This window comes from Tardiphaga sp. 862_B3_N4_1 (genome assembly GCF_051811085.1).
GTDB lineage: Bacteria > Pseudomonadota > Alphaproteobacteria > Rhizobiales > Xanthobacteraceae > Tardiphaga > Tardiphaga robiniae.
The window spans coordinates 1,632,793-1,659,271 of the sequence record NZ_JBPWQB010000001.1; the positions used below are offsets into that span (position 1 = coordinate 1,632,793).

General features: G+C 61.6%; 22 protein-coding genes. 11 read left to right on the forward strand and 11 right to left on the reverse strand.

Translation table 11 applies throughout. The features are described from left to right. Positions 1 to 41: 41 nt before the first annotated feature. From AB8B02_RS07520 to AB8B02_RS07530, 3 genes are all read right to left on the reverse strand, one after another. Entirely contained in the window at positions 42 to 824 is a 783-nt protein-coding gene (locus AB8B02_RS07520; protein ID WP_439063581.1) for an ABC transporter ATP-binding protein, read from the reverse strand. Continuing rightward, positions 821 to 1,564, reverse strand: coding sequence for an ABC transporter permease (locus tag AB8B02_RS07525; RefSeq protein ID WP_439063582.1), 744 nt, complete (start codon positions 1,562 to 1,564; stop codon positions 821 to 823). Before AB8B02_RS07525 ends, AB8B02_RS07520 begins: the two co-directional genes overlap by 4 nt. A 61-nt stretch (positions 1,565 to 1,625) precedes the next feature. Next, entirely contained in the window at positions 1,626 to 2,606 is a 981-nt protein-coding gene (locus AB8B02_RS07530) for an ABC transporter substrate-binding protein (RefSeq protein WP_439063583.1), read from the reverse strand. A gap of 186 nt (positions 2,607 to 2,792) precedes the next feature. Here AB8B02_RS07530 and AB8B02_RS07535 point away from each other — a divergent pair, with 186 nt between their 5' ends. The 8 genes from AB8B02_RS07535 (at position 2,793) to AB8B02_RS07570 (ending at position 10,825) form a co-directional block, all read left to right on the forward strand. Further along, positions 2,793 to 3,653, forward strand: coding sequence for an alpha/beta fold hydrolase (locus tag AB8B02_RS07535; RefSeq protein WP_089267317.1), 861 nt, complete (start codon positions 2,793 to 2,795; stop codon positions 3,651 to 3,653). A gap of 3 nt (positions 3,654 to 3,656) precedes the next feature. Then, entirely contained in the window at positions 3,657 to 4,445 is a 789-nt protein-coding gene (locus AB8B02_RS07540; protein WP_120290964.1) for an enoyl-CoA hydratase-related protein, read from the forward strand. Positions 4,446 to 4,497: 52 nt separating this feature from the next. Further along, positions 4,498 to 5,307 (forward strand): SDR family NAD(P)-dependent oxidoreductase, encoded by an 810-nt coding sequence (locus tag AB8B02_RS07545; protein WP_089267123.1) that lies wholly within the window; start codon positions 4,498 to 4,500, stop codon positions 5,305 to 5,307. Between the two features lie 305 nt (positions 5,308 to 5,612). Further along, positions 5,613 to 6,833 carry an ABC transporter substrate-binding protein gene (locus AB8B02_RS07550; RefSeq protein ID WP_439064608.1) on the forward strand — a complete coding sequence of 407 codons (1,221 nt, stop codon included), beginning with the start codon at positions 5,613 to 5,615 and terminating at the stop codon, positions 6,831 to 6,833. Positions 6,834 to 6,903: 70 nt separating this feature from the next. Continuing rightward, positions 6,904 to 8,802, forward strand: coding sequence for an ABC transporter permease (locus tag AB8B02_RS07555; protein WP_120290966.1), 1,899 nt, complete (start codon positions 6,904 to 6,906; stop codon positions 8,800 to 8,802). After that, positions 8,799 to 9,566, forward strand: a complete 768-nt coding sequence (locus AB8B02_RS07560; protein ID WP_093758939.1) for an ABC transporter ATP-binding protein — start codon at positions 8,799 to 8,801, stop codon at positions 9,564 to 9,566. Before AB8B02_RS07555 ends, AB8B02_RS07560 begins: the two co-directional genes overlap by 4 nt. Further along, on the forward strand, positions 9,566 to 10,294 hold the full coding sequence (locus AB8B02_RS07565; protein ID WP_175367396.1) for an ABC transporter ATP-binding protein: 729 nt from the start codon (positions 9,566 to 9,568) through the stop codon (positions 10,292 to 10,294). Before AB8B02_RS07560 ends, AB8B02_RS07565 begins: the two co-directional genes overlap by 1 nt. Before the next feature lie 69 nt (positions 10,295 to 10,363). Continuing rightward, positions 10,364 to 10,825 (forward strand): MarR family winged helix-turn-helix transcriptional regulator, encoded by a 462-nt coding sequence (locus AB8B02_RS07570; RefSeq protein ID WP_092151504.1) that lies wholly within the window; start codon positions 10,364 to 10,366, stop codon positions 10,823 to 10,825. On the opposite strand, the gene AB8B02_RS07575 is transcribed toward AB8B02_RS07570, so the two are convergent. The 5 genes from AB8B02_RS07575 to AB8B02_RS07595 all read right to left on the reverse strand — a co-directional run bounded on the left by AB8B02_RS07575 (position 10,826) and on the right by AB8B02_RS07595 (position 18,173). Further along, the gene (locus AB8B02_RS07575; protein WP_439063584.1) at positions 10,826 to 13,138 is read right to left on the reverse strand and encodes a xanthine dehydrogenase family protein molybdopterin-binding subunit; all 2,313 of its coding nucleotides are present in this window, start codon (positions 13,136 to 13,138) and stop codon (positions 10,826 to 10,828) included. Next, entirely contained in the window at positions 13,135 to 13,614 is a 480-nt protein-coding gene (locus AB8B02_RS07580; RefSeq protein ID WP_089267129.1) for a (2Fe-2S)-binding protein, read from the reverse strand. Before AB8B02_RS07580 ends, AB8B02_RS07575 begins: the two co-directional genes overlap by 4 nt. Beyond that, positions 13,611 to 15,965 (reverse strand): xanthine dehydrogenase family protein molybdopterin-binding subunit, encoded by a 2,355-nt coding sequence (locus tag AB8B02_RS07585; RefSeq protein WP_439063585.1) that lies wholly within the window; start codon positions 15,963 to 15,965, stop codon positions 13,611 to 13,613. Before AB8B02_RS07585 ends, AB8B02_RS07580 begins: the two co-directional genes overlap by 4 nt. Beyond that, positions 15,962 to 16,819, reverse strand: a complete 858-nt coding sequence (locus tag AB8B02_RS07590) for an FAD binding domain-containing protein (RefSeq protein WP_089267131.1) — start codon at positions 16,817 to 16,819, stop codon at positions 15,962 to 15,964. The genes AB8B02_RS07585 and AB8B02_RS07590 overlap by 4 nt, the downstream gene beginning before the upstream one ends. Positions 16,820 to 16,976: 157 nt before the next feature. Next, positions 16,977 to 18,173, reverse strand: coding sequence for an NAD(P)/FAD-dependent oxidoreductase (locus AB8B02_RS07595; RefSeq protein ID WP_439063586.1), 1,197 nt, complete (start codon positions 18,171 to 18,173; stop codon positions 16,977 to 16,979). Positions 18,174 to 18,551: 378 nt separating this feature from the next. Between AB8B02_RS07595 and serA the strand changes: the two genes are divergently transcribed. The 3 genes from serA to dusA all read left to right on the forward strand — a co-directional run bounded on the left by serA (position 18,552) and on the right by dusA (position 23,966). Continuing rightward, positions 18,552 to 19,814 (forward strand): phosphoglycerate dehydrogenase, encoded by a 1,263-nt coding sequence (gene serA, locus AB8B02_RS07600; protein ID WP_089267132.1) that lies wholly within the window; start codon positions 18,552 to 18,554, stop codon positions 19,812 to 19,814. Between the two features lie 622 nt (positions 19,815 to 20,436). After that, positions 20,437 to 22,791 carry a TonB-dependent receptor gene (locus AB8B02_RS07605; protein ID WP_439063587.1) on the forward strand — a complete coding sequence of 785 codons (2,355 nt, stop codon included), beginning with the start codon at positions 20,437 to 20,439 and terminating at the stop codon, positions 22,789 to 22,791. Between the two features lie 185 nt (positions 22,792 to 22,976). After that, positions 22,977 to 23,966, forward strand: a complete 990-nt coding sequence (gene dusA, locus AB8B02_RS07610; protein WP_439063588.1) for a tRNA dihydrouridine(20/20a) synthase DusA — start codon at positions 22,977 to 22,979, stop codon at positions 23,964 to 23,966. Here dusA and AB8B02_RS07615 read toward each other — a convergent pair whose 3' ends face one another. Genes AB8B02_RS07615 through AB8B02_RS07625 form a run of 3 tightly spaced genes read right to left on the reverse strand, consistent with a single transcriptional unit; the run spans position 23,967 to position 26,355 of the window. Beyond that, positions 23,967 to 24,479: a TIGR02281 family clan AA aspartic protease gene (locus AB8B02_RS07615; RefSeq protein ID WP_439063589.1), complete on the reverse strand. Its 513-nt coding sequence runs from the start codon at positions 24,477 to 24,479 to the stop codon at positions 23,967 to 23,969. 10 nt (positions 24,480 to 24,489) lie between these two features. Further along, complete coding sequence (locus AB8B02_RS07620; protein ID WP_120290982.1) at positions 24,490 to 24,708, reverse strand: DUF1289 domain-containing protein; 219 nt, start codon at positions 24,706 to 24,708, stop codon at positions 24,490 to 24,492. A 45-nt stretch (positions 24,709 to 24,753) separates the two neighbouring features. Then, complete coding sequence (locus AB8B02_RS07625) at positions 24,754 to 26,355, reverse strand: ATP-binding protein (RefSeq protein WP_120290984.1); 1,602 nt, start codon at positions 26,353 to 26,355, stop codon at positions 24,754 to 24,756. Between the last annotated feature and the right edge of the window lie 124 nt (positions 26,356 to 26,479).

The window sequence follows — 26,479 nt, forward strand, 5'->3', positions numbered from 1 at the left end:
ACAAGCCCGGGCACGACGTGGAGAGGTCGGTGGATCGTTGTTTAGCGCCTCAATCTCGCATCCGGCGCGTTTGCCTGCAGTGTATTCTGAATCGCTTCGCGGAGCAGGGGATAGTCCGCACGATCCCAGTCTGACATTCGCACGTCCGCCAAAAGCGCCGCTGACTTGCCGAACACGACGATGCGGTCGCCCACGGCCATGGCTTCTTCGAGCTGATGCGTGATCAGGATCGCGGTCGATTTAAACTCTCGTGCCAGTTCGACGAAGGTCTTGCGCAGCTCGTTGGCGGTGACTTCATCCAGCGCGCTGAAGGATTCATCCGCCAACAGGATCTCCGGCTGTACGGCAAAGGCGCGCGCAATCGCCACACGCTGGCGCATGCCGCCGGAAAGTTCGCGCGGATAGGCATTGGCGAATTTTTCCAACCCCAGCCGCTTCAGCCACGTCAGCGCACGCTCCTGCTGAACATCTTCGGCGATGCCGATCAGTTCGAGTGGGAGCTTGACGTTGTCGAGTGCGGAGCGCCACGGAAACAGCCGGTCCTGCTGGAAGATCGTCGCGATCTTGCCGCGGAAGGCGTTGAAGTCGTCATAGGGCGTCTTGCCGCCGATGGTGATGCTGCCGGCGGTAGGATGTTCGAGTCCGATCAAGAGGTCGAACAGGGTCGACTTACCGCAACCGGTCTTGCCCACGATGGCGATGAGTTCGCCGGGCTCGATCCGCAGCGACAACTGGTCGATGGCTGTGATCGACTGGCCGGAGGTGGTCTGGCGAAATACCTTGCGCAGGCCGGCGATCTCGATGGGCGCTGAAGCTGCCGTCATGCCCGCCACCGCAATACGTGTGTTTCGAGTCTGACGAGCAGCGCTTCGAGGAAGAACAGCAATATGACCAGCACCAGCGTCCAGGCGAACACGTCGGCCACCGAGAACAATTCCTGTGCGACCGAGAGCTGATGCCCGATGCCGGTCACTGCGCCGACGAGTTCAGCGATGGTGACAACGCGTATGGCGAGGCTGAGGGTGATCTTCCAGCTCGTGATGATCCCCGGCGTGATCGCTGGCAGCATCAGCTTGTGAAAGAACTGCAACGGCGTCGGCCTGAATGAGCGGATCATCTGCTTCAGGTCACGCGACACCTCGCGCATGTTGTCGAGGGCGTCGACCGTGAAAACCGGTGCGCAGACCACAACCAGCACGAAGACGATGCGGAATTCGACGCCCTTGAACCACAGCACCGCGAACAGGATCCAGGAGACGACCGGTACCGCCATCAGGATCCGCACCATCGGCCGCAGATATTTCTCGATGCTTTCGGACAGATACATCAGCACCGCCACCAGCAGTCCGATGACGAAGGAAACGACCAGTGACAGCAACACACGGCCGAGCGTCACCGCGACGTCGAGCGGGGTGATCTTGGCCAGGCTTTCGGCAATACGGCCAAGGCCCGGGATTGCGAAAGCAGGAATGCCCAACGTCGGCGCCAGATAGGACATGACCTGCCAGACCGCTGCGAAGAGCACGATCGATATGATCGTCTCGCGCGGCAGGCTGGAGATCATCAGGCTTCGCGGTGACCTTTCGAAGATCGGTTCCTCGAATGGCGTGGCAGGTCTCGGCTCGTCAGGGGGCATAGATGATCGCTTCGTCAGGCAGCTTTGGATGGAAGCCGGCGGCGACGGCGCGCTCGAACGTATCCCAGATGCTCTTGCGTTCGGTGGCGTCCCAGGCTGGCTTGGCGTCGAAGTCCCAGCGCTTGGCGAGCACGGCTTCCTTCAGGATGCCGGGCGGCAGCTTCACGGTCTCGACTGCGATCTTGTCGGCACCGTCCGGATCGCTGCGCAGATATTTGGTGACGTCCGCAAGCGCCGCGACGAATTTCTTGGGCGCATCCGGGGCTTTCTTGATGGTATCCTCGCGCATGGCGTAGACCAGCTCCCAGCCGGTGGTGCCCGCAATCTCCTTCCATCCGTCATTGGCGTTGAAGATGATCTTCAGCGACGGATCGTCCTTCATCATCATGGTGGCGATCGGCTCGATGATCATCGCGGCGTCGACGCGGCCGGCGGCAAGCTGCGCACGCGCTACAGCAAAGTTCGCGTTGACCAATGTCATGTCCTTGGCCAGGTCCATCTTTTTGGATTTCGCGTAGATCGACAGGATCTGGAATTGCCCGCTGCCCATATCGGCGGCGAGTTGCTTGCCTTTCAGGTCGGCCAGCGACTTGATGGCCGGGTCCTTGGTGATGATGACGAGATCGGCGAGCGTGGCACCTGTTGCGACGATTTGCAGCGGCACGCCTTCGAGGCGCAGCTTCTGGAAGTAGGTGGGCCCGCCGATCAGCGTGTCGATTTCGCCGGTGGCGAGGCCCGCATAATAAGAGGAGAAGGAAGGGTAGACCTGAACTTCGGCCTCGAAACCGTTCTTGGTATCGAACTTCTGCGCCTTCATGATGTTGATGATGATCGGCGCGAAGACGGGAAGTGTCAGGCTACCCACGCGGATTTTTGTCGGCGCCTGCGCCTGCGAATTTGTTGCGAGCGCGTTGCTCATCAGCGTAGCAGCCGTGCCCATTGTGAAGGCGCGTCGCGAAAGACCGGTCATGACATCTCCTCAAGAAACGTTGTGGCGCGTGGCTTTTCGATCGGTTTATGCGGCGTTGCGATATTTGTTTGTAAGCAAATGATATGCCAAAATTGAATCCACTAAATCCTCTTGCAGTCGTGAAATAACGCTACTAGCATTTCGTTTGTGTGCAAATGAAATCTGCTCTGACTGCAGGAGGCGATGATGCCGCACGTGACGACGCCCGACGGGACGCAACTCTATTATGAGGAAGTCGGCACCGGGAGTCCTGTGGTTTTCGTCCATGAGTATGCGGGGGATTACCGCACCTGGGAGCCCCAGCTTCGTTACTTCTCGCGCTCCTATCGTTGCGTCACCTACAGCCAGCGCGGTTATCCGCCATCGGATGTACCGACCGATCCAGCGCGTTACGGCCAGGATATTGCACGCGATGACGTCATCGCATTGATGGATGCACTGAAAATCGACAAGGCGCATATCGTCGGTCATTCCATGGGCGCATCGACGGCGCTGCATGTTGGCATTCACTATCCGGATCGCTGTTTGTCGGTAACCGCTGCAAGCTGCGGTTACGGCTCCAGTCCCGATCCTGCCTTTGTGGAGCAGGGCCGTGCAGCCTCGCGCGAAACCGCAAAAATGTTCGAGACGGTCGATTTTCCGACCGCTGCAGCGCGCTATGCCGATGGTGCAACGCGTCAGACGCACAAGAACAAGGACCCGCGTGGTTTCGCCGAGTTTGCGCGCATGCTGGCGGATCATTCTCCGGTCGGGCACGCGCTGACCATGCGCGAGCTGCAGGCCAAGCGGCCGATGCTGTGGGAGATGAAGCCGCAACTCGAGACATTCACGCCGCCACTGCTGATCATCGTTGGCGACGAGGACGATTGGTGCCTCGATCCCAGCATCTTTCTCAAGCGTACGGTGCCGACAGCAGGTCTTCTGGTATTGCCGCGTGCCGGCCATACCATCACCAGCGAAGAGCCGGCGGCATTCAATGCAGCGCTGGCTGAGCTTTTCCCGGCGGCCGAGTCCGGTCGCTGGATGTCGCACAAGCCGGCGGCCTGAGCGATGAGCACGCCCGGCGATATCGTCATTGATATTGCGGACGGCATCGCGACGCTGCGTCTGGCCAATCCGGCACGACGTAACGCGATCTCCACGGCGATGTGGAACAAGATCGCCGCCTTTGCCGGCGACGTCGCCACCCGCAAGGATATCCGTGTCGTGGTCATCCGCGGCGAGGGCGACCTGATGTTTTCCGCAGGCGCAGACATTTCCGACTTTGCCACGGCTCGATCAGGCGAGGGCAATGCCCGGGCCTATGACGATCTGGTCGAGAATACCTGTCTGGCGATCGAGGCGATCCCGCAGCCGACCATCGGCCTGATCTATGGCGGCTGCATGGGTGCCGGGTCATCCGTTGCTGCGAGTTGCGACATGCGCGTTGCTGCGGATGATGCCTTCTTCGCAGTACCCGCCGCCAAGCTTGGTCTGGGCTACGATCCGCGCGGTATCGCGCGCTTTATCCGCGTGTTCGGCGCCGGTGCGACGCGGCAAGTCTTGTTCACGGCGGATCGTCTGCCTGCCATACGCGCTCATGCGCTGGGCGCTGTGCATATCATCGCACCGAAGGCTGACATTGAATCGCTGGCCGGCGAGCTTGCAAGGAAGATCGCGGGCAATGCGCCGCTGACCATCAAGGCGGCCAAGGCTGCCATTCGTGCGCTGAGCACGAGTAATGCCGAACTCCTGGCTGAAGCCGAGCAGTTCTATGCCGCGGCGGACGCCAGCGCCGACTACGCCGAAGGCCGCAAGGCCTTTGCCGAGAAACGACCCCCGCGCTTTACAGGAAGCTGATTGACCTAAGAATTTTCGTTTTCATTTCCGCCAACCTCAGAAGGACACGCACATGGATCTCCAACTCAAAGGCAAATGCGCTCTCGTCACCGGCGGCAGCGAAGGTATCGGCAAGGCGATTGCCATGACGCTGGCAAAGGAGGGCGTCAATGTCGCCATCTGCGCCCGTCGCATGGAGCCGCTGGAGAAAACGGCTGAAGAAATCCGCAACGCCTACGGGGTGACGGTGGTCGCGATTACCGCCGACCTCACCAAGGATGCGGATGCCAAGGCTTTCGTCGAGAAGGCCGCCAAGGAACTCGGCAGCATCGATCTGATGATCAACAATGCCGGTTCGGCGCCGGGCGGCGTGATCGAGACGCTCACCGAAGCCGACTGGGAACAGGCGCTGCAGCTCAAATTCATGGGCTATGTGCGCTGCTTGCGCTACGCGCTGCCCATCATGGTCAAGCAGGGTGGTGGCCGCGTGGTCAATCTGATCGGCAATGACGGCGTCAAGCCATCCTATTGGGAAATCGCACCGGGTGCTGCGAACGCTGCTGGTCAGAACATGACCCTGTCGCTCGCCGGTCAGTACGGCCGTCACAACATCTCGTTCTGCGCCGTCAATCCGGGTCCGGTTCGTACCGAGCGCTGGGCCGGCCTCGTCAACGCCATGTCGCGCGACATGAAGATCTCCTACGAGGAAGCCGACAAGCTGGCGCCGGCCTCGATCCCGCTCGGCCGCATCGCCGAAGTCGAGGAAGTTGCAAACCTTGTTGTCATGCTCGCGTCGCCTCTGGTGCAGATGGCCAACGGCACGATGATCGAAATCGATGGCGGTCAGGACAAGGCGCTGATGGACCGTTTCCGCGATCGGTAGTCGTCAAAACAGGACGCGCGGCGGCGGAATACCCCGCCGCGCGGCTCTGCGAAATTACGCCGCAGTTGCGCACGCAATCTGCTGACATTGGATGATCAAAACTTCAGCGGTGTGCTAGGCATGTTGCACCAAGACCAGTCTTGACAACAAAGTGAGTGCGCCGGACTATTTGCGTACAAACTAATTCACGTTGCAAACATGGGGCTGCAAGCGACGCAAGGGCGAACGGTCGATCCGTTTCTTGCGAAGGCTTCGGCGAGAATCACTTCTATCGCAAACGTCGATCACAACGGAGTTCGATCATGATGACGGCTCGTTCCCTTCACTCACTCGCGATTGCCGGCACAATGGCCGGCGCACTGACATTGTCGTTCGGCCACGCGGTTCTCGCGCAGGACACGATCAAGATCGGTGAGCTCAACAGCTACAAGACACAGACCGCGTTCCTCGATCCCTACAAGAAGGGCTGGGAGCTGGCGATCGAACAGATCAATGCCAAGGGCGGCGTGCTTGGCAAGAAGCTTGAAGTTATTTCGCGCGACGATGGCTCGACGCCGGGCGATGCAGTGCGCGTGGCCGATGAGCTGGTGACGCGCGAAGGCGTCAACATCATCGCCGGAACGTTCCTCTCGCATATCGGTCTCGCGGTGACCGAATTCGCCGGCAAGAAGAAAGTGTTCTTCCTCGCTGCCGAGCCGCTGACCGACAAGATCACCTGGCAGAACGGCAACAAGTATACGTTCCGCCTGCGCGCCACGACCTATATGCAGGTCGCAATGCTGCTGCCGGATGCGCTGGCTGCCAAGAAGAAGCGCTGGGCGCTGGTCTATCCGAACTTCGAATACGGCCAGGCCGCGGTCGCGACCTTCAAGGAAATGATGAAGGCCAAGCAGCCTGACATCGAATTCGTCACCGAGCAGGCACCGCCGCTCGGCAAGGTCGATGCCGGCGCCGTGGTGCAGGCCATCGACGATGCCAAGCCGGACGCGATCTTTAACGTGCTGTTCGGCGCGGACTTCTCCAAGCTGGTCCGTGAAGGCACCACACGTGGCGTGTTCAAGGATCGCACCGTCGTAAGCCTTCTGTCGGGCGAACCGGAATATCTCGATCCGGTGAAGGAAGAAGCGCCGGTCGGCTGGATCGTCACCGGCTATCCCTGGGACAAGATCAAGACCCCGGAATACCTGGCTTTCCTGACGGCCTATCAGAAGAAGTACAACGACTATCCGCGTCTTGGTTCGATCGTCGGCTATGTCACGATGACTTCTCTGGCTGCCGGTATCGCCAAGGCAGGTTCGACTGACACCGACAAGCTGATTACGGCCTTCGAAGGTCTGAAGCTCGACAGCCCGTTCGGTCCGTTCATGTATCGCGCCAGCGATCACCAGGCGACCATGGGCGCTTACGTGGGCAAGATCGCGCTTGAAGGCGGCAAGGGCACCATGGCCAACTTCAAATATGTCGATGGTGCATCGGTGCTGCCCAGCGACGCCGAAGTTAAGAAGCTCCGTCCCGCGACCGAGTAACAGGAAGTACGACGATGATCGCCGTTGATACTCTCCTCGCACGTTCAACGCGGGGAGGGGGATTCCTCCGATGAGTTTCAACGCGTTTCTGTTTCAGGCACTAAACGGCCTGTCGGCCGCCTCCGGCCTGTTCTTCGTGGCGGCCGGGTTGTCGCTGATTTTCGGCGTCACCCGGATCGTCAATATCGCTCACGGGTCCCTCTATATGATCGGGACCTATATCGCCTACAGCATCGCCACCAAGGTCGGCGGTGCCGTCGGCTTCTGGGGCGGCATTGTTCTGACCGCATTGCTGGTGGCCCTGATCGGCGCTGCGATCGAGATCCTTCTGCTGCGGCGGATTTATCGCGCGCCTGAGCTGTTTCAATTGCTCGCTACTTTCGCGCTGGTGCTCGTTATCAACGACGCGACGCTGTGGATCTGGGGTCCTGAGGATCTGCTTGGCCCGCGCGCGCCAGGCCTGACCGGCTCCATCGAGGTGCTCGGCCGCCGGCTGCCCACTTACGATATCTTCCTGATTTTCGTCGGCCCCTTCGTACTGTGGATGCTGCATCTGGCGCTGGCCAAGACCCGCTTCGGCCGGTTGATGCGCGCAGCCACGCAGGACCGTGAGATGGTGGGCGCGCTCGGCGTCAACCAGGCCATGCTGTTCACGGGCGTGTTCGCGCTCGGCGCTTTGCTCGCTGGCCTTGGCGGCGCGCTGCAGATTGCGCGCGAGCCGGCGACGCTGGCGACCGACCTGATCGTGATCGGCGACGCCTTCGTCGTCGTTGTGGTCGGCGGCATGGGCTCGATCTCCGGCGCCTATCTTGCGGCGGTCATCATCGCCGAGGTGAAGGCGTTGTGCATCGGCCTCGGCGTCGTGAATTTTGGCGGCTTCACGGTGAATTTCTCCAAACTGACGCTGGTGGCCGAATTTCTCGTGATGGCCGCGGTGCTGATCGCACGGCCCTACGGCTTGCTCGGTCGGGAGCAGGTGGCTGTGCGCAGCGTGGCTGAGCCCGAAGAGCCGCTGCGTCCTGCGACACCGGCCACGAAGATCGCGGGCCTCATCCTTCTTGTCGTTCTCGTGTGCCTGCCACTGATCGCCAAGAACTCGCCCTATACGCTCGTGCTCGGCATCGACGTGTTGATTGCCGTGCTGTTTGCAACCAGCCTGCATTTCATCATGGGGCCGGGTGGCATGCATTCCTTCGGCCATGCGGCCTATTTCGGCCTCGGTGCTTACGGCGCAGCGCTGCTGGTGAAATGGTTTGCTGCGCCGATGGGGCTCGCACTGGCAGCCGCGCCAGTGCTGGCGTTGGTCGGCGCGCTGCTGTTCGGCTGGTTCGCCGTGCGTCTGTCTGGTGTCTATCTAGCGATGCTCACGCTCGCCTTCGCCCAGATCGTCTGGGCCGCTGTGTTCCAGTGGGAGACACTCACCGGTGGCTCCAACGGCGTTCTCGGCGTCTGGCCCACTGCGCCATTCGACAGCCGTGGGGCATTCTATTTCCTGACACTCGCACTGGCCGCGCTCGGCGTATTGTTGCTCCGCAAATTCCTGTTCGCGCCATTCGGTTACGCGATGCGGGCAGGGCGTGACTCTCCCTTGCGCGCCGAAGCGATCGGTCTTGATGTCAAGCGTGTGCACTGGCTGGCCTTCGCCATTGCTGGCGGCATCTGCGGCATCGCCGGTGGATTGTTCGCCTTCGCCAAGGGCTCGATCTCGCCGGAGACCATCGGCGTCAGCCGCTCCATTGATGGTCTCGTCATGGTGCTTCTCGGCGGCATCCAGACGCTGACCGGCCCGATTGTCGGTGCGTCGGTCTATGCGGTGCTGCAGGATTTCATGATGCGTTCCACAGAATACTGGCGGGCCTTGCTCGGCGGCATCATTCTGCTGCTGGTGCTTGCGTTCCCGAGTGGCATCGTCGGCGGCCTCGTCAAGCTGATCTCGCGGCGAAAGACAACATCGAAGGCCGCATCATGAGCGACCTCGCCATTCGTTCGCTCTCGAAATCCTTCGGTGGTGTGCGTGCCGTCAACGAAGTGTCGTTCGACATCAAGCGCGGCGAGTTTCTTGCGCTGATCGGCCCGAATGGCGCCGGCAAGTCGACCTGCTTCAACATGATCAACGGCCAGTTGCCGCCGGATTCCGGCGAGATCTGGTTCGAAGGGGCGAAGCTCAACGGCAAGAAGCCACGCGATATCTGGCGCCTTGGTATCGGTCGTACCTTTCAGGTAGCCGCCACCTTCAATTCGATGACGGTCATCGAGAATGTGCAGATGGCGCTGATCTCCCACGCCAATCAGGTCTATCGGCTGTGGAAGCCGGCATCCTCGCTGCATCGTGAACGCGCGCTGGAGCTGCTGGCCCAGGTCGGCATGCAGGATGCCGCCGATCGGCCGAGCCGCGAGCTGGCTTATGGCGACGTCAAGCGCGTCGAACTGGCGATTGCGCTCGCCAACGATCCACGGCTGCTGCTCATGGACGAGCCGACTGCCGGCATGGCGCCCAAGGAGCGCAACGATCTGATCGCGCTGGTGAAGCGTCTGGTGATCGAGAAGGGCATCTCCGTACTGTTCACCGAACATTCGATGGATGTGGTGTTCGCTTTCGCCGATCGCATCATCGTGTTGGCGCGGGGCCGGCTGATCGCCGACGGCGATGCGAAGTCGATCCGGGACAATCCGCAGGTGAGGGAAGTGTATTTCGGCACCGGCAAGACCTTCCAGAAATCGGAGGCCCACTGATGAGTGCCCCGATGCTCTCGGTCGAAAATCTCGGTGCCTCCTATGGCGCTGCGCAGATTCTCTATGATCTCAGCCTCAATGTCGGGCGCGGCGAAGTCGTCGCACTGATGGGCCGCAATGGCGCTGGCAAGACCACGACCATGAAGGCCATCATGGGTCTGATGGCGCAGTCCACCGGCAAGATCCGGTTCGATGGCCACGATATCTCCGGCCGGCAGCCTTATGAGATCGCGCGGCTCGGCCTCGGCTTCACGCCGGAAGACCGTCGTATTTTCTCCGATCTGACGGTGCTGGAAAATCTCGATATCGGCCGCCAGCCGCCACGCAAGTTCAGCGACGGCGTGCCGGCGCCGGTCTGGACCGAGGAGAAGTTGCTGGCGCTGTTCCCGAACTTGGGCGAAATGCCGAACCGTCCGGGAGGGCGGATGAGCGGTGGCGAACAGCAGATGCTCACCGTGGCGCGGACGCTGATGGGCAATCCGCTGCTGATCCTGCTGGACGAGCCGTCCGAGGGCGTTGCCCCCCTGATCGTCGAACTGATGGCCAATACCATTCTCGAACTGAAAAAGGCTGGAGTGTCGATCCTGCTGTCGGAGCAGAACGTGCATTTCGCCGAACTGGTTTCGGACAGGGCCTATGTCCTCGAAAAGGGCCAGATCCAATGGAACGGCACCATGACCGAGCTGGCGGAGAATATTGACATTCAACGCGCTTATTTGACGGTGTAACGACCAAAACTTCAACTGTCGCGGCAACCGAAGATCGTTCATAACTAGCAAGAGATCATCGGGGACGACATGGCGCAGAAACCGACCAAGCTGAAGGCCCTTCCGACCGCGGAGACGCCGCCGGACTATGTCCTCGACTCCCAGGTCGGCTTCCTGATGCGCGTGGCGATGCAGCGCCACACCTCCATCTTCATGTCCAACATGATCGAGGATCTGACCCAGACGCAATTCGCGGTGCTGGCGAAGTTGCATGAGGTCGGCCCGAGTTCACAGAACCATCTCGGGCGGCTGGTCTATCTCGATGCCGCGACCATCAAGGGGGTTGTGGATCGGCTGGGCCTGCGCGGATTCATCACCACCGGTAGCGACCCTACGGATCGCCGTCGCCGTGCGGTGTCGCTGACCGAGAAGGGCGCCCGTGTGGTCGATGCGGCAATCCGCGTTGCAGCGGAGGTCAGCGCCAAGACGCTACGCCCCTTGACCGCCGAAGAGCAACGGACACTGACGCGGTTGCTGAAGAAGATTACCTGATCAGACTTTGGCGTTGAGCAGCGCCTTCACGCGCTGCGGCGAGACCGGCAGCTGCGTGATAGCCCCGGGTTGGCCGAGCGCGTCGTCGATCGCCGCTGCAATCGCCGCGCCGACGGCATTGGTGCCGCCTTCGCCGGCGCCCTTGAGCCCCATTGGGTTGAGCGGGCTCGGCGCATCCTCGGAAATGATCACTTCGACATCAGGTACTTCGCGGGCCGTCGGCATCAAATAGTCGGCGAAGGTTACCGCCAGCGGTTCGCCTCGGTCGTCGTAGGTGAACTCTTCATAAAGCGCACCACCGATGCCTTGGGCCACGCCGCCAACGATTTGGCCATCGACCAGCATCGGGTTGATCGCTTTGCCGATGTCATAGGCGACAAGATACCGCTCGACGCTGATGCCGCCTGTATCGCGCGCCAGCGAGACGACGGCGACATGGACGCCGTATGGGTAGGTCATATGCTTGGATTCGAACGATGCTTCGGCGAACAGGCCAGGTTCGCTATCACCAACCAGATTGCCTCCCGGTTCGAGCGCCTTTGCGATCTCGGCGAGCGTCATCGATGGGCCAGTGCCGCCATCGAGGCGGACAATCTCGCCATCGACGATATCGAGTTGATCGGCCGTCAACTGCATCAATTCAGCTGCGGCCGCGAGAGCCTTGTCGCGCAGCTTCAGCGCGGCTTGCCGCGTCGCTTCGCCGGTCATCACGGAAACGCGCGAGGCAAACGCGCCGAGGCCTCTGGCGATACGGTTGGTCTGGCCGTGGATCACGCTGACATTGTCATAGCTGGCGCCGAGTTTCTCTGCGCAAATCTGAGCGATGACAGTTTCGACGCCCTGGCCGACCGAAGCGGCGCCGGTGACGACTTCCACGAGCCCGTCGGTCCCGACATTGATCCGCACATCGTCGAACGGGCCAAGACCGCTTTTCTCGACGAACATGGCGACACCGGAGCCGACCAGTTCGCCCGCCTTGCGACGCGACGTAATCTGCGTCTGCAGGTCGTCCCAGCCGATGCCATTCAGCGCCTTGTCCAGCAGCTTCGGGTAGTCGCCTGAATCCAGCACGATGTCGGTGCCGAGCGTTTCCAATGCACGCGTGACCGGCATCTCGCCGGTCGCGATGAGGTTGCGGCGACGGACCTCGACGCCGCTGATCCCCACTCTGGCCGCGACCGCATCCAGCAAGCGTTCGCGCACGAAAGTGCTCTCATAGCGGCCGGGCGCGCGATAGGTGCCGCCAGGCGTCTTGTTGGTCAGGCGGATATGGCCGAGCACGCGATAGGCGGGAATGCGATAGGGGCCGGGCAGCATCGCAGCGGCGAGGTCGGGCACGGTGGCGGCATGCGTGCGCATATAGCCGCCCTGATCGTGGAAGAACTCGTTGTCGATGGCCAGAATATTGCCGTCGCGATCGATCGCCGCGCGGATGTGATGGGTCTGCTGCCGCGAGTGATTGGCCGCGATCAGATGCTCGCGGCGATCCTCGATCCATTTCACGGGGCGGCCGAGGCGCAGCGCGGCCAGACACACCAGTACGTCTTCGGGATACATCTCGCCGCGAATGCCGAAGCCGCCGCCGACATGGCCTTCGAACAGATTGGTGTTGGCAGCGGTGCGGCCAAACATTTTCGCAAGCTGGTCGCGATTCCAGTGCGGCACTTTCGCAGCGCCGTACATTTCCAGCATGTCTGTCTCGGCGATGTAACGGCCAATGGCCCCGCGCGTCTCCAGGGGAACGCCGGAATGACGGCCGATGGAGAGCGAAAGGCTGACTACGGCATGCGCTTTGGCGAACGCTCCATCGACGTCGCCATAACCTTTCTCGATCAGTGCGGTCTCGGTCGGTAGTCCGTCGCGGAACTCGCCGACCTCGCCATCGGCCTGCAGGATCACCGGCAGTTCTTCTATCTCGACCTCGACATGCTCGGCGGCATCTTCGGCAAGATAGGGGTCTTCGGCGAACACGACGGCGACGGGATCGCCGACATAGCGCACCTTGTCCTTGGCCAGAATGGTCTGGCGATAGGCGGCGAGTTGCTCCAGCCGCGTCAGACGGAAATCAATCGGCGGAATCTCGGAGACATCGGCAAAGCTCCAGGCGGCGACCACGCCCGGAATCGCCAGAGCCGGCGCGAGATCGACCGAGACGATATTGCCGTGGGCGTAGGTCGAGCGCACCACACGCATATGGAGTTGGTTCGGGAAATTGATATCGGCGGCAAACTTGCCCTGGCCGCGCAGCAGCGGGCCGTCTTCCTTGCGAGTGACGGATTGGCCAACCAGTCCCGGTTTGGCGGCAGCAGTCACGACTGGCGCATCTCCACCGCGGCAGCGCGGACCGCCTTGATGATGTTCTGGTAGCCGGTACAGCGGCACAGATTCGACGACAGCACGTCGACCAGATCATGGTCGGAAATATCCGGTTCGCGCTCCAGCACGCCGACGGCAAGCATCAGGAAGCCGGGTGTGCAGAAGCCGCATTGCAGGCCGTGGTTCTCCATGAAGGCGCGCTGCATCGGATGCATCTCGTCGCCATCGGCGAGGCCTTCGACGGTGCGGATCTGCTTGCCGTCCGCCTGCTGCGCGAACATCAGGCAGGAGCGCACCGGTTCGCCATTCACCAGCACCGTGCAGGCGCCGCACACGCCGTGCTCACAGCCGATATGCGTACCCGTTTGACCGCAATCCTCGCGGATCGCGTCGGCGAGGGTCCGGCGCGACTCGACGCAGATGGCGTGGGACTGGCCGTTGATGATGAGGGTGATGTCGGTCTTGTCGCTCATGCAAGTTTTCCGTTGCTTGGCAATTTTCCGCTTGCGCGCAGCGCCGCACGAATGCGCTGCGGCGTTGCCGGCATTTCGTCGATGGAGATTCCGAAGCAGGACAACGCGTCGTTGATTGCGGAGATCACCGCTGCCGGCGCGCCGATGGCGCCGCCTTCGCCGAGGCCCTTGGCCTTGGTGATGGAGTTACCGGTCAGGGTCTCGATGTGATGCAACTCGATCTCGGGAATTTCGTGCGTCGTCGGCGGTAGGAAATCCGCCAGCGTGCTGGTCAGGATGTTGCCGGTCTCGTCATAGATGATCTCTTCCAGCAGCGCGTTGCCGATGCCCTGAGCGACCCCGCCATGGACCTGACCATCGGCGATCATCGGATTGATGATCAGCCCGGCATCCTCCGCGACCAGAAATTTCTCCATCTCGACGCGGCCGGTCTCGATATCGACCTCGACAATCGCGACATGGCAGGCGTTGGAGAAGGTTCCGGATGGATCGTAAGTGCCGGTTTCGGTGAGACCCGGTTCGATCTCGCCCTTGAAGATGTGGGTCTGGTGATAGGCCGCACGCGCCATCGACGCGATGGTGACGGAGCGATCGGTGCCGATGACATGCGCCGAGCCGGACTGCAGCGTGATGTCTTCGGGCGCTGCTTCAAGGAAATGGCTCGCCATCTTCAGCAGTTTGGCGCGGATCTTCTGCGCCGCAAGCAAGCTGGCGCCGCCCGAGAGCACCAGCGAGCGGCTGGCGAATGTGCCCCAGCCATAGGGCGAGCGGTCTGTGTCGCCGTGAACCACCTTGATGAATTCCGGATCGATGCCGATCTCGTCGGCGATGATCTGCGCCAGTGATGTGCGCAGTCCCTGGCCATGCGGCGACGAGCCGATCCGCGCTTCGACGAAGCCCGAGGGATCGATGGTCAGATACACGGTCTCGAAGCCCGGCGTGATCTCCATCCCGCGTGCCGCGAAAGCCGGGCTGCCATAGCCAGTACGCTCGGAGAAGGTGGCAAAGCCGATCCCGAGATAGCGGCCGGCATCGCGCGCGATTTTCTGGCGCTTGCGGAATGCGTCGAGGTCGATGGCCTTGATGGCCATCTCCATGGTTTCCTTGTAGCTGCCGTCGTCGAAGACGAGACCGGTCGCTGATGTATAGGGAAATTTGTCGATGAGGTTTCGGCGACGCAATTCGGTCGGCTCGATGTCGAAAGCGGCGGCAGCCTTGTCCATCAAGCGTTCGAGCACGAAGGTGATGACCGGCCGCGAGACGCCGCGATAGGGCGCCATCGGACAGGTATTGGTCATCACGCCGCGCGAGCGACAGTCATAGGCGCGGACGTCATAGGGGCCGGGGAGCTCGGCCAGTGCCATCAAGGGCTCGACGCCGCAGGTCGTCGGGAAACAGGAATAGGCGCCGATATTGGCGACAATGTCGCCGCGCAAAGCGAGCAGCTTTCCGCTCTTGTCGAATGCGCCTTCGAGCTGGACGTGTTGATCGCGGCTGTGAAAGCTCGCAATCAGGTTTTCGCGGCGATCCTCGGTCCAGGCCACGGAGCTGCGCAATTTGCGCGCCAGCCAGACCAGCAGCACATATTCCGGCGCCAGCGACATCTTTTGGCCGAAGCCGCCGCCGACGTCAGGCGCGATGACACGCAGATCCGATTCCGGAATGCCGAGGATGTCGCACACCGCCGTGCGCGTCAGATGCGGCATCTGTGTGGTGCAGGTCAGTGTCACGCGACCGGTCGATGCGTCATAGGAGGCATGACCTGCGCGGGCCTCCATCGGCGTCGCATTCTGACGGTGCGAGCGCGCTTCAACATGCAGCACCTTGTGTGCGGTCTTCCAAACATCCTCGAAGCCGGGTGTCGCGATGCGACCCTCGACGATCACGTTGTGCTTGGTGTCGGCGTGAACCAGCGGAGCGTCCTCGGCGAGCGCATCCATCGCGTCGATCAGCGGTGCGCCTTGGGATATCTCGACCTCGACCTGATCGGCGATGTCCTCCGCCTGATCCTTGCTCGGCGCGTAGACGGCCGCGATGGACTCACCTGTGAACCGCACCACGCCATCGGCAAGGATCGGCTGACCGACCGCGACATAATTGAACTTGCTCAGCATCGGCCGGATCGGCTTCAGCTTTGCGAGGTCCTTGGCCGTGACGATGCCTGTGCCCTCTGGTGCCGTAATATTCTCGATCGTTCCGGCAGCCACGCTGCTGCGGACGAAGCGCACCCAGTGTGTGGCGGGCATATCGGCCGTGAAGCGGCCGCGACCGGTGACGAGGGCGGGATCCTCGAGCCGGCGGATCGAGCGCCCAACCCAGGTCGTGCCGGTGCCCTTGGTGTGGATCGTCATTGCGTCGACCGCTCCAGTGCGCGCCGCGTCACGGCGCGGACCAGATCGCAGCGATATTCCGCAGTGGTCTGGATATCCTCCAGCGGTTCGATTGCATTCGCTGCGGCTTCACCGGCGGCGACGAACAGGTCTGGCGAGGGCGCGTTACCGTTCAAGACGTCTTCGGCCTCGATAATGCGCCGCGCGCGATCCTCGGCACCGCCGATGCCGACATGCGCATCGGCGATCACGCCATCGACGAGACGATAGGTAACGAGCGCGGCAGACATCGCAAAATCGCCGGCACGGCGGCTGAACTCGTAGAAGCCGAATTTGGTATCGTCGGGTAGCAGCGGCAACCGTGCTTCGGCGAGAAATTCGTCCTCGGCCAGCGATGTCGACATGATGCCTTCGAGGAAATCGGTGACAGGCACGATGCGTTCGCCGCGCACACTCTTCACGACCAGTTGGGCGTCCAGCGTTGCCGCGACGAGGCACCACTCCGATGCAGGATCGGCATGGGCGAGGCTGCCGCAAAACGTGCCGCGCATCCGGATCGGATAATGCGCGATGTGGCTGACGACGAAAGCGAGGAGCTTACCGAGCGGACCGTCGATGACAGGCTTGTGGAATGCGCCGTGGCGCACCCGCGCGCCAATCGAGAGATAGTCGCCGTCGACAGCGAGGCGGTCGAGCCCTTCGACCTCATTGATATCGATCAAGTGTGCTGGCCGCGCCATGCGGAACGCCATGATCGGCACCAGGCTCTGGCCGCCCGCCAGAATGCGGCCATCGAGCGGCGCAAACTCGGCCAATGCACTCACAACTTCATCCACGGTGCGTGGGACGTGTCGCGTGAACGGCGCCGGCTTCATATGGAAAAACCCCGGGCAGGAGGGCCAAAATTCACTTGTATGCTAACAATCGTCTTTTGGAAGTCAATCAGTGTCGCTGACGCAAAACGGGGCGTTCGCCGCCTGCGTTTTGATCACATGGGGATAGCTGAATTCGCCGAGTCGAGCGCGCTAAGTTTCAGGCGATATCGCGCTGCAGCGCGAAGTCATCCAGTAATGGCGAGCGTTTGCCCGCGATCATCCCGCCGATCAGTTGCGCTGCGAGATAACTGAAGGTGATGCCGTTCCCGCCATAACCATAGGCGGCATAGAGACGCGGATGGCCGGGCACAGGTCCGATCAGCGGCAGGCCATCGCGCGTGGTGTCGAAAGTGCCGGCCCAGCGATAGTCGATGGCAAGCTCGGCGCGTGGCCAGAGTGATGCGAGCTTCTCCTTCAGCGCACGTGCCTTGGCAGGGATCAGGGCATCGCGTGCATCGGGATCGATGATCTCGTCGCTGTCTTCGCCGCCGATGATGATGCGGCCGGATGCGGTGGTTCGGGCGTAGAGATAATCCTTGCTGTCTTCCCAGATCAGCACGCCGCCGCACCAGAGTCTGTCCGGCTGCGGCTTCGTCGCGATCGCCCAGCTCGAAGAGGGTTTCTGTACCGTTGTGTGCACGATGTCGGGCATCACATAGCCCGTCGCCAGCACGACATGGCGCGCCTCGACGATACGGCCGTCCGTCAATTGAACGCCGACGGCGTGGCCTGCGGAGTCGAACGCGGCCGTCTCCGCCTCGAATAATCGCGCGCCGCGCGCCGTCGCGACATTCAGCAGCCCCAGTGCCAGTTGCAACGGATCGGAATCTGCCGAGTCCGGCGAGACGATGGCACCCGCCCGGGCAATGTCGTATTCGGACAGGAGGGTCTTGTGATCGAGGAGTGTGCCGGGCAGGCCGGCGCGCGCGCGAAGCGCGTGTTCCTCGATCAGTCCTTTGGCACTCTCGCCTGCGGCAAGATAGAGCGAGTCCTTCGCGCGCATGTCACATCGCAGGTTGAGCGTCCGGACCAGCGCCTTCAATCCATGGACGGCGTCATAGCTGGCGCGATAGGCACGCGCGGCGCGCTCATAGCCATAGAGATGTGTCAGCTCCTGCAGCGAACGATCGATCTCCCACAGCAGCATCGACGTGCTCGCTACTGTACTGCCGCGCCCAGGCAATTCGCGATCGACGATCACCACATCCAGTCCCTGCCGCGTCAGTTGCTCGGCCATCAGGGCGCCGGTGATACCGCCGCCGACGATCAGGGCATCGCATGTGATGTCTTCGGTAAGGGGCCGACGGGGGGCATGCTGCAGGCCGGCAAACCACGGCGAATGTCCGCCGCGCAAATCAGCATGCTCGGTGGTATCGGGATCGAGATCGGAAATGGGGCACCATGAGGCTGGGGAAGGAAGGCGCTGTCCGCGCCTCGTACTGAAGTCACGTGACAATTTCCCGGGTCCTGTTCCGTTCCCTGGGGGAGCGCGCGGGCGCGCAGACTGCTCCAGATTCTCGCGGGCTCAGGTGGGGTCGCGCGCCGGTCCCTCATCATCTTGGATTAGAGATAAGTGATTTCAACGGGTTAGATACCCGTAGCAAGATCGCCGCGGTGACGTTAAACAGGCGCCAAACCAAACCAGACGATGTGAGCCGGACCAACCGGGGCTTTACCGCTCCAGCGTGGTTTCTATCTCATTCATTGCTCAAAGGACGCCGCGACCGTGACCATGAACAGCCTGCCTTTGCCGCAGCTTTCCCTCCCGAAAGACAAGATCAAAATCCTTCTGCTCGAAGGCGTGAACGACAGCGCGGTCGAGCTGATCGAGGCAGCGGGCTATTCGAGCGTGACGCGGCTCTCCAAGGCGCTCGGTGGCAATGAGCTGAAGGAAGCACTCAAAGGCGTACACATTCTCGGTATCCGGTCGCGCACGCAGATCACCCAGGACGTGCTCGATGCCGCGGACCGGCTGATCGCGATCGGTTGCTTCAGCGTCGGCACCAATCAGGTGGATATCGACGCGGCGCGCCGTAGTGGCATTCCGGTGTTCAATGCGCCGTTCTCGAATACGCGCTCGGTTGCCGAACTGGTGATCGGCGAGATCGTCATGCTGTTCCGCCGGATCATCTCGCGCTCCAACCTGGCGCATGAAGGCGGTTGGGAGAAATCGGCCAATAACAGCTATGAAGTGCGCGGTAAGACGCTCGGCATCGTCGGTTACGGCAGCATCGGCTCGCAGCTCTCGAACCTGGCGGAAGCGCTGGGCATGCGCGTGATCTTCTACGATCACACCGATCGATTGCGTCACGGCAACACCGAACCTGTCGGAAGCCTGCAGGAACTGCTGGCGCAGAGCGATGTGGTCAGCATGCATGTGCCGGAAACCCCGGCCACGCAGGGGATGATCGGTCGCGACGAATTCGCCGCCATGAAGGACGGCGCCTATTTCATCAACAACAGCCGCGGCACCGTGGTCGATCTCGATGCGCTGGCCGATGCACTGCGCCAGGGCAAATTGCGCGGTGCGGCCGTCGACGTATTCCCCGTCGAGCCCAGCTCCAATCAGGAGCGCTTCGTGACCCCGCTGCAGGGTCTGGAGAACGTCATCCTGACGCCGCATGTCGGCGGCTCCACCGAAGAAGCTCAGGAGCGCATCGGTGCGGAAGTCGCACGTAAACTGATCGACTACAGCGACAGCGGGTCGACTATGGGCACGGTGAACTTCCCGCAGGTACAACTGCCGGCACGCCCGTCAGGTACCCGGTTCATCCAGGTCCAGCGCAACGTTCCGGGCATGCTGGGACGGCTGAACGAGGTGCTGGCGCGCCATGCGGTCAACATTGCCGCGCAATATTACGAGACCAACAACGACATCGGCTATGTCGTCCTCGATGCTGATGCATCGGCGGCGGATAGCGAGCGGGTGCTGGCGGATATTCGGGCGCTGGAAGGTACGATCCGCGCCCGCTTGTTGTATGAATACAAGGACTGAGCTGTAATTTGGCTCCACGAACGACATCGAAAGTCGATTTCTCTGCACGGGCCGCGGCGCCAGTCAGGCTGCTCGCCGCTATGAAAACAGGGCGACCATATTAGTAGACGACGGCGGCCCATCGAACCATCGCCAGAGCTCTTCACGTTCCCTCTGATTTGCGCATCTTGAGCTGCTGCAGATTGTCGTCGTAATGACAGCGACAGGAACGAAATGGTTGCGCGCAACAGTCGGCCGTGACGATGTCTGGAGCGTTCCAGAAAAGCGCAGCCTATTACGTTGCCGCGTTCAGGAAAAGCATGGCTCGCTGACGAGAGCGCTGCGTCTATCTTCCTGCCAAATTTCAACGGCACTGATTTTGAGTCTTTCAAAGTACCTTTGGAATCTTTCCAGACACGATTTCAACTGACTCGATTCGTCGATGATCGAGGCATTCTAAATCGCAGCGCGTGCATTAGCGTTGCGGTGACGATGGCGTCTCTCTAGTGAAGCGCTGCAGATCACGAGCAATCGGACGTTGCCGATGAGGCACAGGCGGCTAACGCGGAATGCGATTCTGCGGAGAAAATGATTCACGTTGAGTGTCGGCCCTGCTCGGACGCGGAGAGCGGATCTCGGAGCTATGGTCGTTGCAGGCCACGTGCGGAACCATTTCGCGTCGGCCGACGTGCTGTTGATGAAGGACTTTCTGGGAATGCGACTTGCAGGTGGGGTTCGGACGGTGGCTCGCTTTGGCGTGACACTACTAGGTGGCGTGGCGTTTGTGGCGTGGTTTGAATCGCCTGCTCAATCCCAAACACCGCAAGGCGCCACCGCTCTTCCTCCTGTGACCGTCGATGCTCCGACGCAGCGGTTGGTCCGCCGCGCACCAATCAAACGAAATGTCGCCGGGGTCCGATCAACTTCGCGGCGTGCCACGGTGTCTGACGCCCCGCAAACGCAAATCGTCGCGGCGCAATCGCGGCCGTCGCAGCCGGGTGTCGTGCCCGCCTTTGTAGGCGGCCAGGTCGCTCAAGGCGGACGGCTGGGACTGCTCGGAAACACCGATACGATGAAGTCGCCGTTCAATATGACGAGTTACACGGACAAGTTCATCCGGGATCAGCAGGCGGCGACGGCTGCGGATGCCTTAATCTTGGATCCTTCCGTGCGCAGTTCCCACCCAACGGGCGGTGTGCTCGATTCCTTCAACATTCGCGGCTTCCCGGTCAACGAAGGCAACAGCGGTGAGTTCGCCTTCGAGGGCCTTTATGGGATCGCGCCGACATACCGCATCTTCACGGATTACGTCGAGCGCATCGAAGTGCTCAAGGGCCCCTCAGCCGCGCTCTCGGGCATTGCGCCCAATGGCGGCGTCGGCGGCGTCATCAATGTCGTGCCCAAGCGCGCGGGAGAGGACTTGACCCGCTTCACCGCAAGTTACGGTTCTGCCGCACAGTTCGGTGGCCACTGGGATATTGCGAGGCGTTACGGTGACAGCAAGGAATGGGGCGTGCGCGTCAACGGCAGCCTGCGCGACGGTGATACGCCCATTGACCGCCAGTCCGAAACGACAGGTGTCGGATCGCTGGCCCTTGACTATCAGGGCGAACGGTTCAGGTCCTGGCTCTACCTCATCGCCCAGACCGATCGGTTCGACGCTCCGTCACGTCCCTTTCTCATGGCTCCCGGCCTGCAAGTATCAAAGGCGCCGGATGGTCGGTTGAACATGACGCAACCATGGGAATGGTCGCACATCAACGATCAATCTGCCTTGCTGCGGACCGAATACGATGTAAGCGATCAGGTTACGCTGTTCGCCGACGTGGGCGGATCTCGGACTAACGTCGAGCGATTCTTCGGTCTTCCGACGATCATCAATACGAGCGGTGACACGACCGCAACGCCTCAATTTTTCGGGCTTAGCATCGATCGAACCACATATGATGGTGGCGTCCGCGCCCGCTTCGATACCGGCGTCGTCCACCACGCGGTCGCCTTCCAGGCTTCGGTCTATCATGACGCGCTGTACCGGCGACTCACCAATGGCAGTCTGGTCACGTCGAACATCTATAATCCGACGGTGGCGCCGACCCAGTTCGCGAACGAGATCAGCGAGCGCCCTCGGCTCTCGGACAGTGAACTCACGGGGCTCTCGATTGCTGACACCTTGTCCGTGCTCGATGAGCGTGTCTTGTTGACTTTGGGTGTCCGGCGCCAGGGCATCGAGGCGAACAACTATCTCTCCAATGTCGGAACGCTCACGTCGTCCTACGACAGGAGCGCGACTACCCCAGTGGTTGGTCTCGTCATCCGGCCCCGGGACAACGTCTCTCTGTACGCGAACTATATCGAAGGTCTAAGCCGAGGCGACGTCGCGCCCCAGACCGCTTCCAATTTCGGCGAAGTACTCTCGCCCTACATCGCCAAGCAGTACGAGGCCGGCATCAAGCTGGACTTCGGTCGGTTCGCCACCACCTTCAGCGCCTTCGAGATATCGAAGGCGAGCGGCGAGCTGTCCGGCGGACGCTTCGCGGCGACCGCCGAACAGCAAGTCCGTGGGCTCGAATTCAACGTCTATGGCGAACTCATGCCCGATATCCGTGTCCTCGGAGGCTTGTCGCTGCTGGATGGCACCCTGACGAAGACCGCTGTCGCGGCTAACGTGGGTAACACGCCAATCGGCGTTCCGAACGTACAGGCCAATATTGGCGCCGAGTGGGATCTCCCGTGGGTGAGGGGGCTCACTTTGAATGGGGCAGTCATCTACACGGGCAAGCAGTTCGTCGATACAGCGAACAAGCAACCGATTCCGGACTGGACGCGACTCGATCTCGGTACCCGTTACACGACGGCAATCAACGGCAGGAAGACGGTTTTCCGCGCGAACGTTCAGAATGTGACCGGTGCGAATTACTGGTCCAGCGTGGCCTCATTCGGAACGTTCTTCCTGGGAGCACCGCGTACGTATCTCCTGTCGATGACCGTGGACATGTAATCGCTGCTCTTGGGTCATCCGGTACCGCAATACTGTGCCGGCGAGGGGAAATCTCCGCGAACAGGACTGAGATCTGATCAAGCAGTTGAAAAGAAAGGAAAATGCTTTAGCTCTGTGGCTCTGACCATATGTCAGCCCAAAAATCAGATACACGGACCAAAATCACAAAGTTCAATGAAAACAATATGTTAGACTGCCGCTTTTCCATTGCCCCGATGATGGACTGGACTGACCGGCATTGCCGCGTCTTCCATCGTCTGCTGTCGCGACGGGCGCGGCTCTATACGGAGATGCTGACGACGGGCGCCGTGATCCATGGCGACCGTGCGCGGCTGCTTGGCTTTGACGACAGTGAACATCCGGTGGCGCTGCAGCTTGGTGGTTCGGAGCCGGCGCACCTCGCGGAGGCTGCGAAGATCGGCGTGGATTTCGGCTATGACGAAATCAACATCAATGTTGGCTGCCCCTCGGATCGTGTGAAGGACGGGCGCTTCGGGGCGTGCCTGATGGCCGAGCCGGATCTGGTGGCGCGCGGTGTGGCCGCGATGAAGCAGGCCGTGGACGTGCCGGTCACCGTCAAGTGCCGCATCGGCATCGACGATCAGGATCCCGAAGTCGCACTCGATACGCTGGCACGCGCGGTGGTCGCCGCCGGCGCCGATGGCCTGATCGTGCATGCGCGCAAGGCGTGGCTCAACGGCCTGTCGCCGAAAGAGAACCGCAACATTCCGCCGCTGAACTACGACCGCGTCTATCGGCTCAAGGCGGCAATGCCCGACGTGCCGATCGTCATCAATGGCGGCATCATCGGCATCACTGAAGCCGCTGCTCATCTCGCGCATGTGGATGGCGCGATGCTCGGTCGCGCGGCCTATCAGGAGCCGTGGCGGCTACTGTCGGTGGATCCCGAATTGTTCGGCGAGCCCGCGCCGCATGCGACGATGAAAGACGCCTTCGCGGCGATGATGCCCTATATCGAGGATCAACTCGCGCAGGGTACGCGGCTGCATTCGATCACCCGGCATTTCGTCGGCGCATTCCACGGCGTGCGCGGCGCACGCGCATTCCGGCGTTATCTGGCGGAGAATGGCGTCAAGCATGGTGCGAGCATCAATGTGCTCCGAGAAGCCATTGCGCAGGTCGAGGACGAGCCTGCGGAGTCGGTCGCGGCTTAGTTACGGATAGCCGCGCAGCATCAGTCTGTCGGCGCGCACTTCCCAGCTCTCCAGGCGGTCGAGAAAGCTCATGCCGAGCAGGTTGGTCTTCATCTGCCCACGCGGCACCACCAGTGCCGGGACGGATCGCTCGACCAGTTTGCCGACCGCCAGACGATCCAGCGTCAATCGCGCAGCCTTGGTGCGGCCGCCCGCAGTCTCGACGTCGACATTGTAGTCGAGCAATTCGAGCGGCAGGCCCGCGGCCTTTGCGGTTTCATAAGTCAGCACCACCGAGGTTGCGCCGGTATCGATCACCATGGCCGTCTTGACGCCGTTGATCTTGACCTGAAGTCCGAATTCACCGGTATTGCCGCGCGGGACATCGACCAGCCGCAGTGGCGGAGGACTCTGCTTGCGCAAGATTTCCGTGACGAGATTGCCGGCCTTGGAGATCTGCTTGGGATCGCCATAGGCGAGGGCGGCGCCTGCCGTCGCGACAATGACGATGACGAGAAGAAAGACCCGACTCATGGCGAGCCTCTCAGGTGGCCGCGGATGTCCTCTTCGCTGCGTATGTCGACGAAGGCTCCAGCCCCGCGTCGGCCATGCGGGCCGGCAGTAGTGCCATCGTATCCAGACGCTCCGCGCTGTCCATTTTTCCCCAGCGCGCGATCTCCGGCAGCGTGCGTCCGCAGCCGAGGCAGAGCTTGGTCTTGGGGTCGATGAAGCAGACTGCGATGCACGGCGTTTCTTTGCTCATCCAGTAATATTGAAGCGGATCGGCTCGCTTGCGCAAGCGTCGAAATCACAGCCCTGTTCCTGCATTCATGATGGGTTTGTTACGGGCCCGACGCTTTTCGTCGGCGACGTTCATCTCGTAATCGGGCTGCAGCGGTGGCCCATCGGGCGCCATCGGCGCAAGCGCAGACATCACACGCTCCGGCGGGAAAGTGATGATCACCTCGGTGCCGACTCGCAGTTTCGATTTCAGCGTGAATGTGCCGCCATGCATGTCGATCAGGCTCTTGGCGATCGGCAGACCGAGACCGGCACCCTGTTCGGCCGATTTGATCGAGTTCGATCCCTGGCCGAAGGAGGCCAGCACGATCGGGATCTCGTCTTCGGCGATGCCCGAGCCGGTGTCCCTGCAGCTCAGATACTGGCCGCCGGAGGCGGTCCAGCCGACCTTGAGCCAGATCTCGCCGCCCTGCGGCGTGAACTTGATCGAATTCGACAGCAGGTTCAGCACGATCTGGCGGCAGGCGCGCTCGTCGCCCCAGACCCGCGGCATGCCGTGTTCGAATACTTCGTGGATGGTAATGCCGCGGCTCGATGCGCGCAGCTTCAGGAGGTGATGGCAGTCCGCGACGACATGCACGAGCGACACGGCTTCTTCGTTCAGCTCGTAGCGGCCGGCTTCGATGCGTGACAGATCGAGGATCTCGTTGATGAGATTCAGAAGGTGCACGCCGGAATTATGGATGTCGGCGGAATAGTCCTTGTAGACCGGCACGGCATGGCCACCGAAGATCTCGCTCTTCATCACTTCGGAAAAGCCGAGGATGGCGTTCAGCGGCGTGCGCAGTTCATGGCTCATCTGCGCGAGGAAGCGCGACTTTGCGACATTGGCGGCTTCGGCGCGGTGGCGCGCTTCGTCGGAGATGGCCTTGGCCTGTTCGAGTTCGCCGATCAGGGCGTCCTTCTCGGCGCGGGCTTCCAGTGTCGCGAGCGTGGTCGAATGCAGCCGCTGCGCCAGAAGCGCGAAATAGCCTTCGGCTGCGACAGCCAGAACGGCCAGCACGTAGTTGTCGAAGGTGCCGCGCAGGATGAAGCTCAGCGCCACGCCGAGGGTTACGGGCGCGGTGGCGGCAAAGGCGGCAATCGGCAGGCTCGCGGCGAGCATGCTGGAGACCGCGACCACCAGCAGCATCAGGAACATCATCAGCGAATTGGAGACGACGTCGACGCCGGTCGGATGCACGAGAATCACCGTCCACGACAGGCCGTAGAGCAGGTCCAGAAAGATAAAGCGCAGCCGCCATTTATGCGTGCTGTTGGGTGTCGGTGTTTCCGCCAGATAGCGATTGCAGGCGCGCAGGATCACCGCGTGAATGCACAGCATGCCGCATGACCATGCGGCGGCCGGCAGCGGCTGCATCCAGAACCCGAACAGGATGCCTGTGCCGACCACCAGCAGCGTGATGACGAGCGAGGCGGAGAGGCGGGTCTGGGCGTATTGGCGGAGCAGTTCGCGATCGAATGCGGGGCGTGTTCCTGAAGTCGAGGTCAGCCGGTCGCGCGCTTCGCGCACCCGCTGTTGTGCCGCCCGGCGATTGCGCGGCGGAACAGCGACGGGCGTTTCAGCCGGAAGCTGGACGACCTCGGGCCTGGCGGCGGGCTCACTCATCACTCGTACACAAATCCTGCACGCAAACGCGCGCGGTTTTTCACAGACCCTATCTGTGCCGCACAATCATTAAGAGGTGCCTTAAAGAACGAAGTAATCCGGTTAATATTCAATAAAAATGGTA

Coding starts and splice junctions, on each gene's coding strand:
- AB8B02_RS07520 (WP_439063581.1), bottom strand. CDS start 824: ATGACGGCAGCTTCAGCGCCCATCGAGATCGCCGGCCTGCGCAAGGTA.
- AB8B02_RS07525 (WP_439063582.1), bottom strand. CDS start 1,564: ATGATCTCCAGCCTGCCGCGCGAGACGATCATATCGATCGTGCTCTTC.
- AB8B02_RS07530 (WP_439063583.1), bottom strand. CDS start 2,606: ATGACCGGTCTTTCGCGACGCGCCTTCACAATGGGCACGGCTGCTACG.
- AB8B02_RS07535 (WP_089267317.1), top strand. CDS start 2,793: ATGCCGCACGTGACGACGCCCGACGGGACGCAACTCTATTATGAGGAA.
- AB8B02_RS07540 (WP_120290964.1), top strand. CDS start 3,657: ATGAGCACGCCCGGCGATATCGTCATTGATATTGCGGACGGCATCGCG.
- AB8B02_RS07545 (WP_089267123.1), top strand. CDS start 4,498: ATGGATCTCCAACTCAAAGGCAAATGCGCTCTCGTCACCGGCGGCAGC.
- AB8B02_RS07550 (WP_439064608.1), top strand. CDS start 5,613: ATGACGGCTCGTTCCCTTCACTCACTCGCGATTGCCGGCACAATGGCC.
- AB8B02_RS07555 (WP_120290966.1), top strand. CDS start 6,904: ATGAGTTTCAACGCGTTTCTGTTTCAGGCACTAAACGGCCTGTCGGCC.
- AB8B02_RS07560 (WP_093758939.1), top strand. CDS start 8,799: ATGAGCGACCTCGCCATTCGTTCGCTCTCGAAATCCTTCGGTGGTGTG.
- AB8B02_RS07565 (WP_175367396.1), top strand. CDS start 9,566: ATGAGTGCCCCGATGCTCTCGGTCGAAAATCTCGGTGCCTCCTATGGC.
- AB8B02_RS07570 (WP_092151504.1), top strand. CDS start 10,364: ATGGCGCAGAAACCGACCAAGCTGAAGGCCCTTCCGACCGCGGAGACG.
- AB8B02_RS07580 (WP_089267129.1), bottom strand. CDS start 13,614: ATGAGCGACAAGACCGACATCACCCTCATCATCAACGGCCAGTCCCAC.
- AB8B02_RS07585 (WP_439063585.1), bottom strand. CDS start 15,965: ATGACGATCCACACCAAGGGCACCGGCACGACCTGGGTTGGGCGCTCG.
- AB8B02_RS07590 (WP_089267131.1), bottom strand. CDS start 16,819: ATGAAGCCGGCGCCGTTCACGCGACACGTCCCACGCACCGTGGATGAA.
- serA (WP_089267132.1), top strand. CDS start 18,552: ATGAACAGCCTGCCTTTGCCGCAGCTTTCCCTCCCGAAAGACAAGATC.
- AB8B02_RS07605 (WP_439063587.1), top strand. CDS start 20,437: ATGGTCGTTGCAGGCCACGTGCGGAACCATTTCGCGTCGGCCGACGTG.
- dusA (WP_439063588.1), top strand. CDS start 22,977: ATGTTAGACTGCCGCTTTTCCATTGCCCCGATGATGGACTGGACTGAC.
- AB8B02_RS07615 (WP_439063589.1), bottom strand. CDS start 24,479: ATGAGTCGGGTCTTTCTTCTCGTCATCGTCATTGTCGCGACGGCAGGC.
- AB8B02_RS07620 (WP_120290982.1), bottom strand. CDS start 24,708: ATGAGCAAAGAAACGCCGTGCATCGCAGTCTGCTTCATCGACCCCAAG.
- AB8B02_RS07625 (WP_120290984.1), bottom strand. CDS start 26,355: ATGAGTGAGCCCGCCGCCAGGCCCGAGGTCGTCCAGCTTCCGGCTGAA.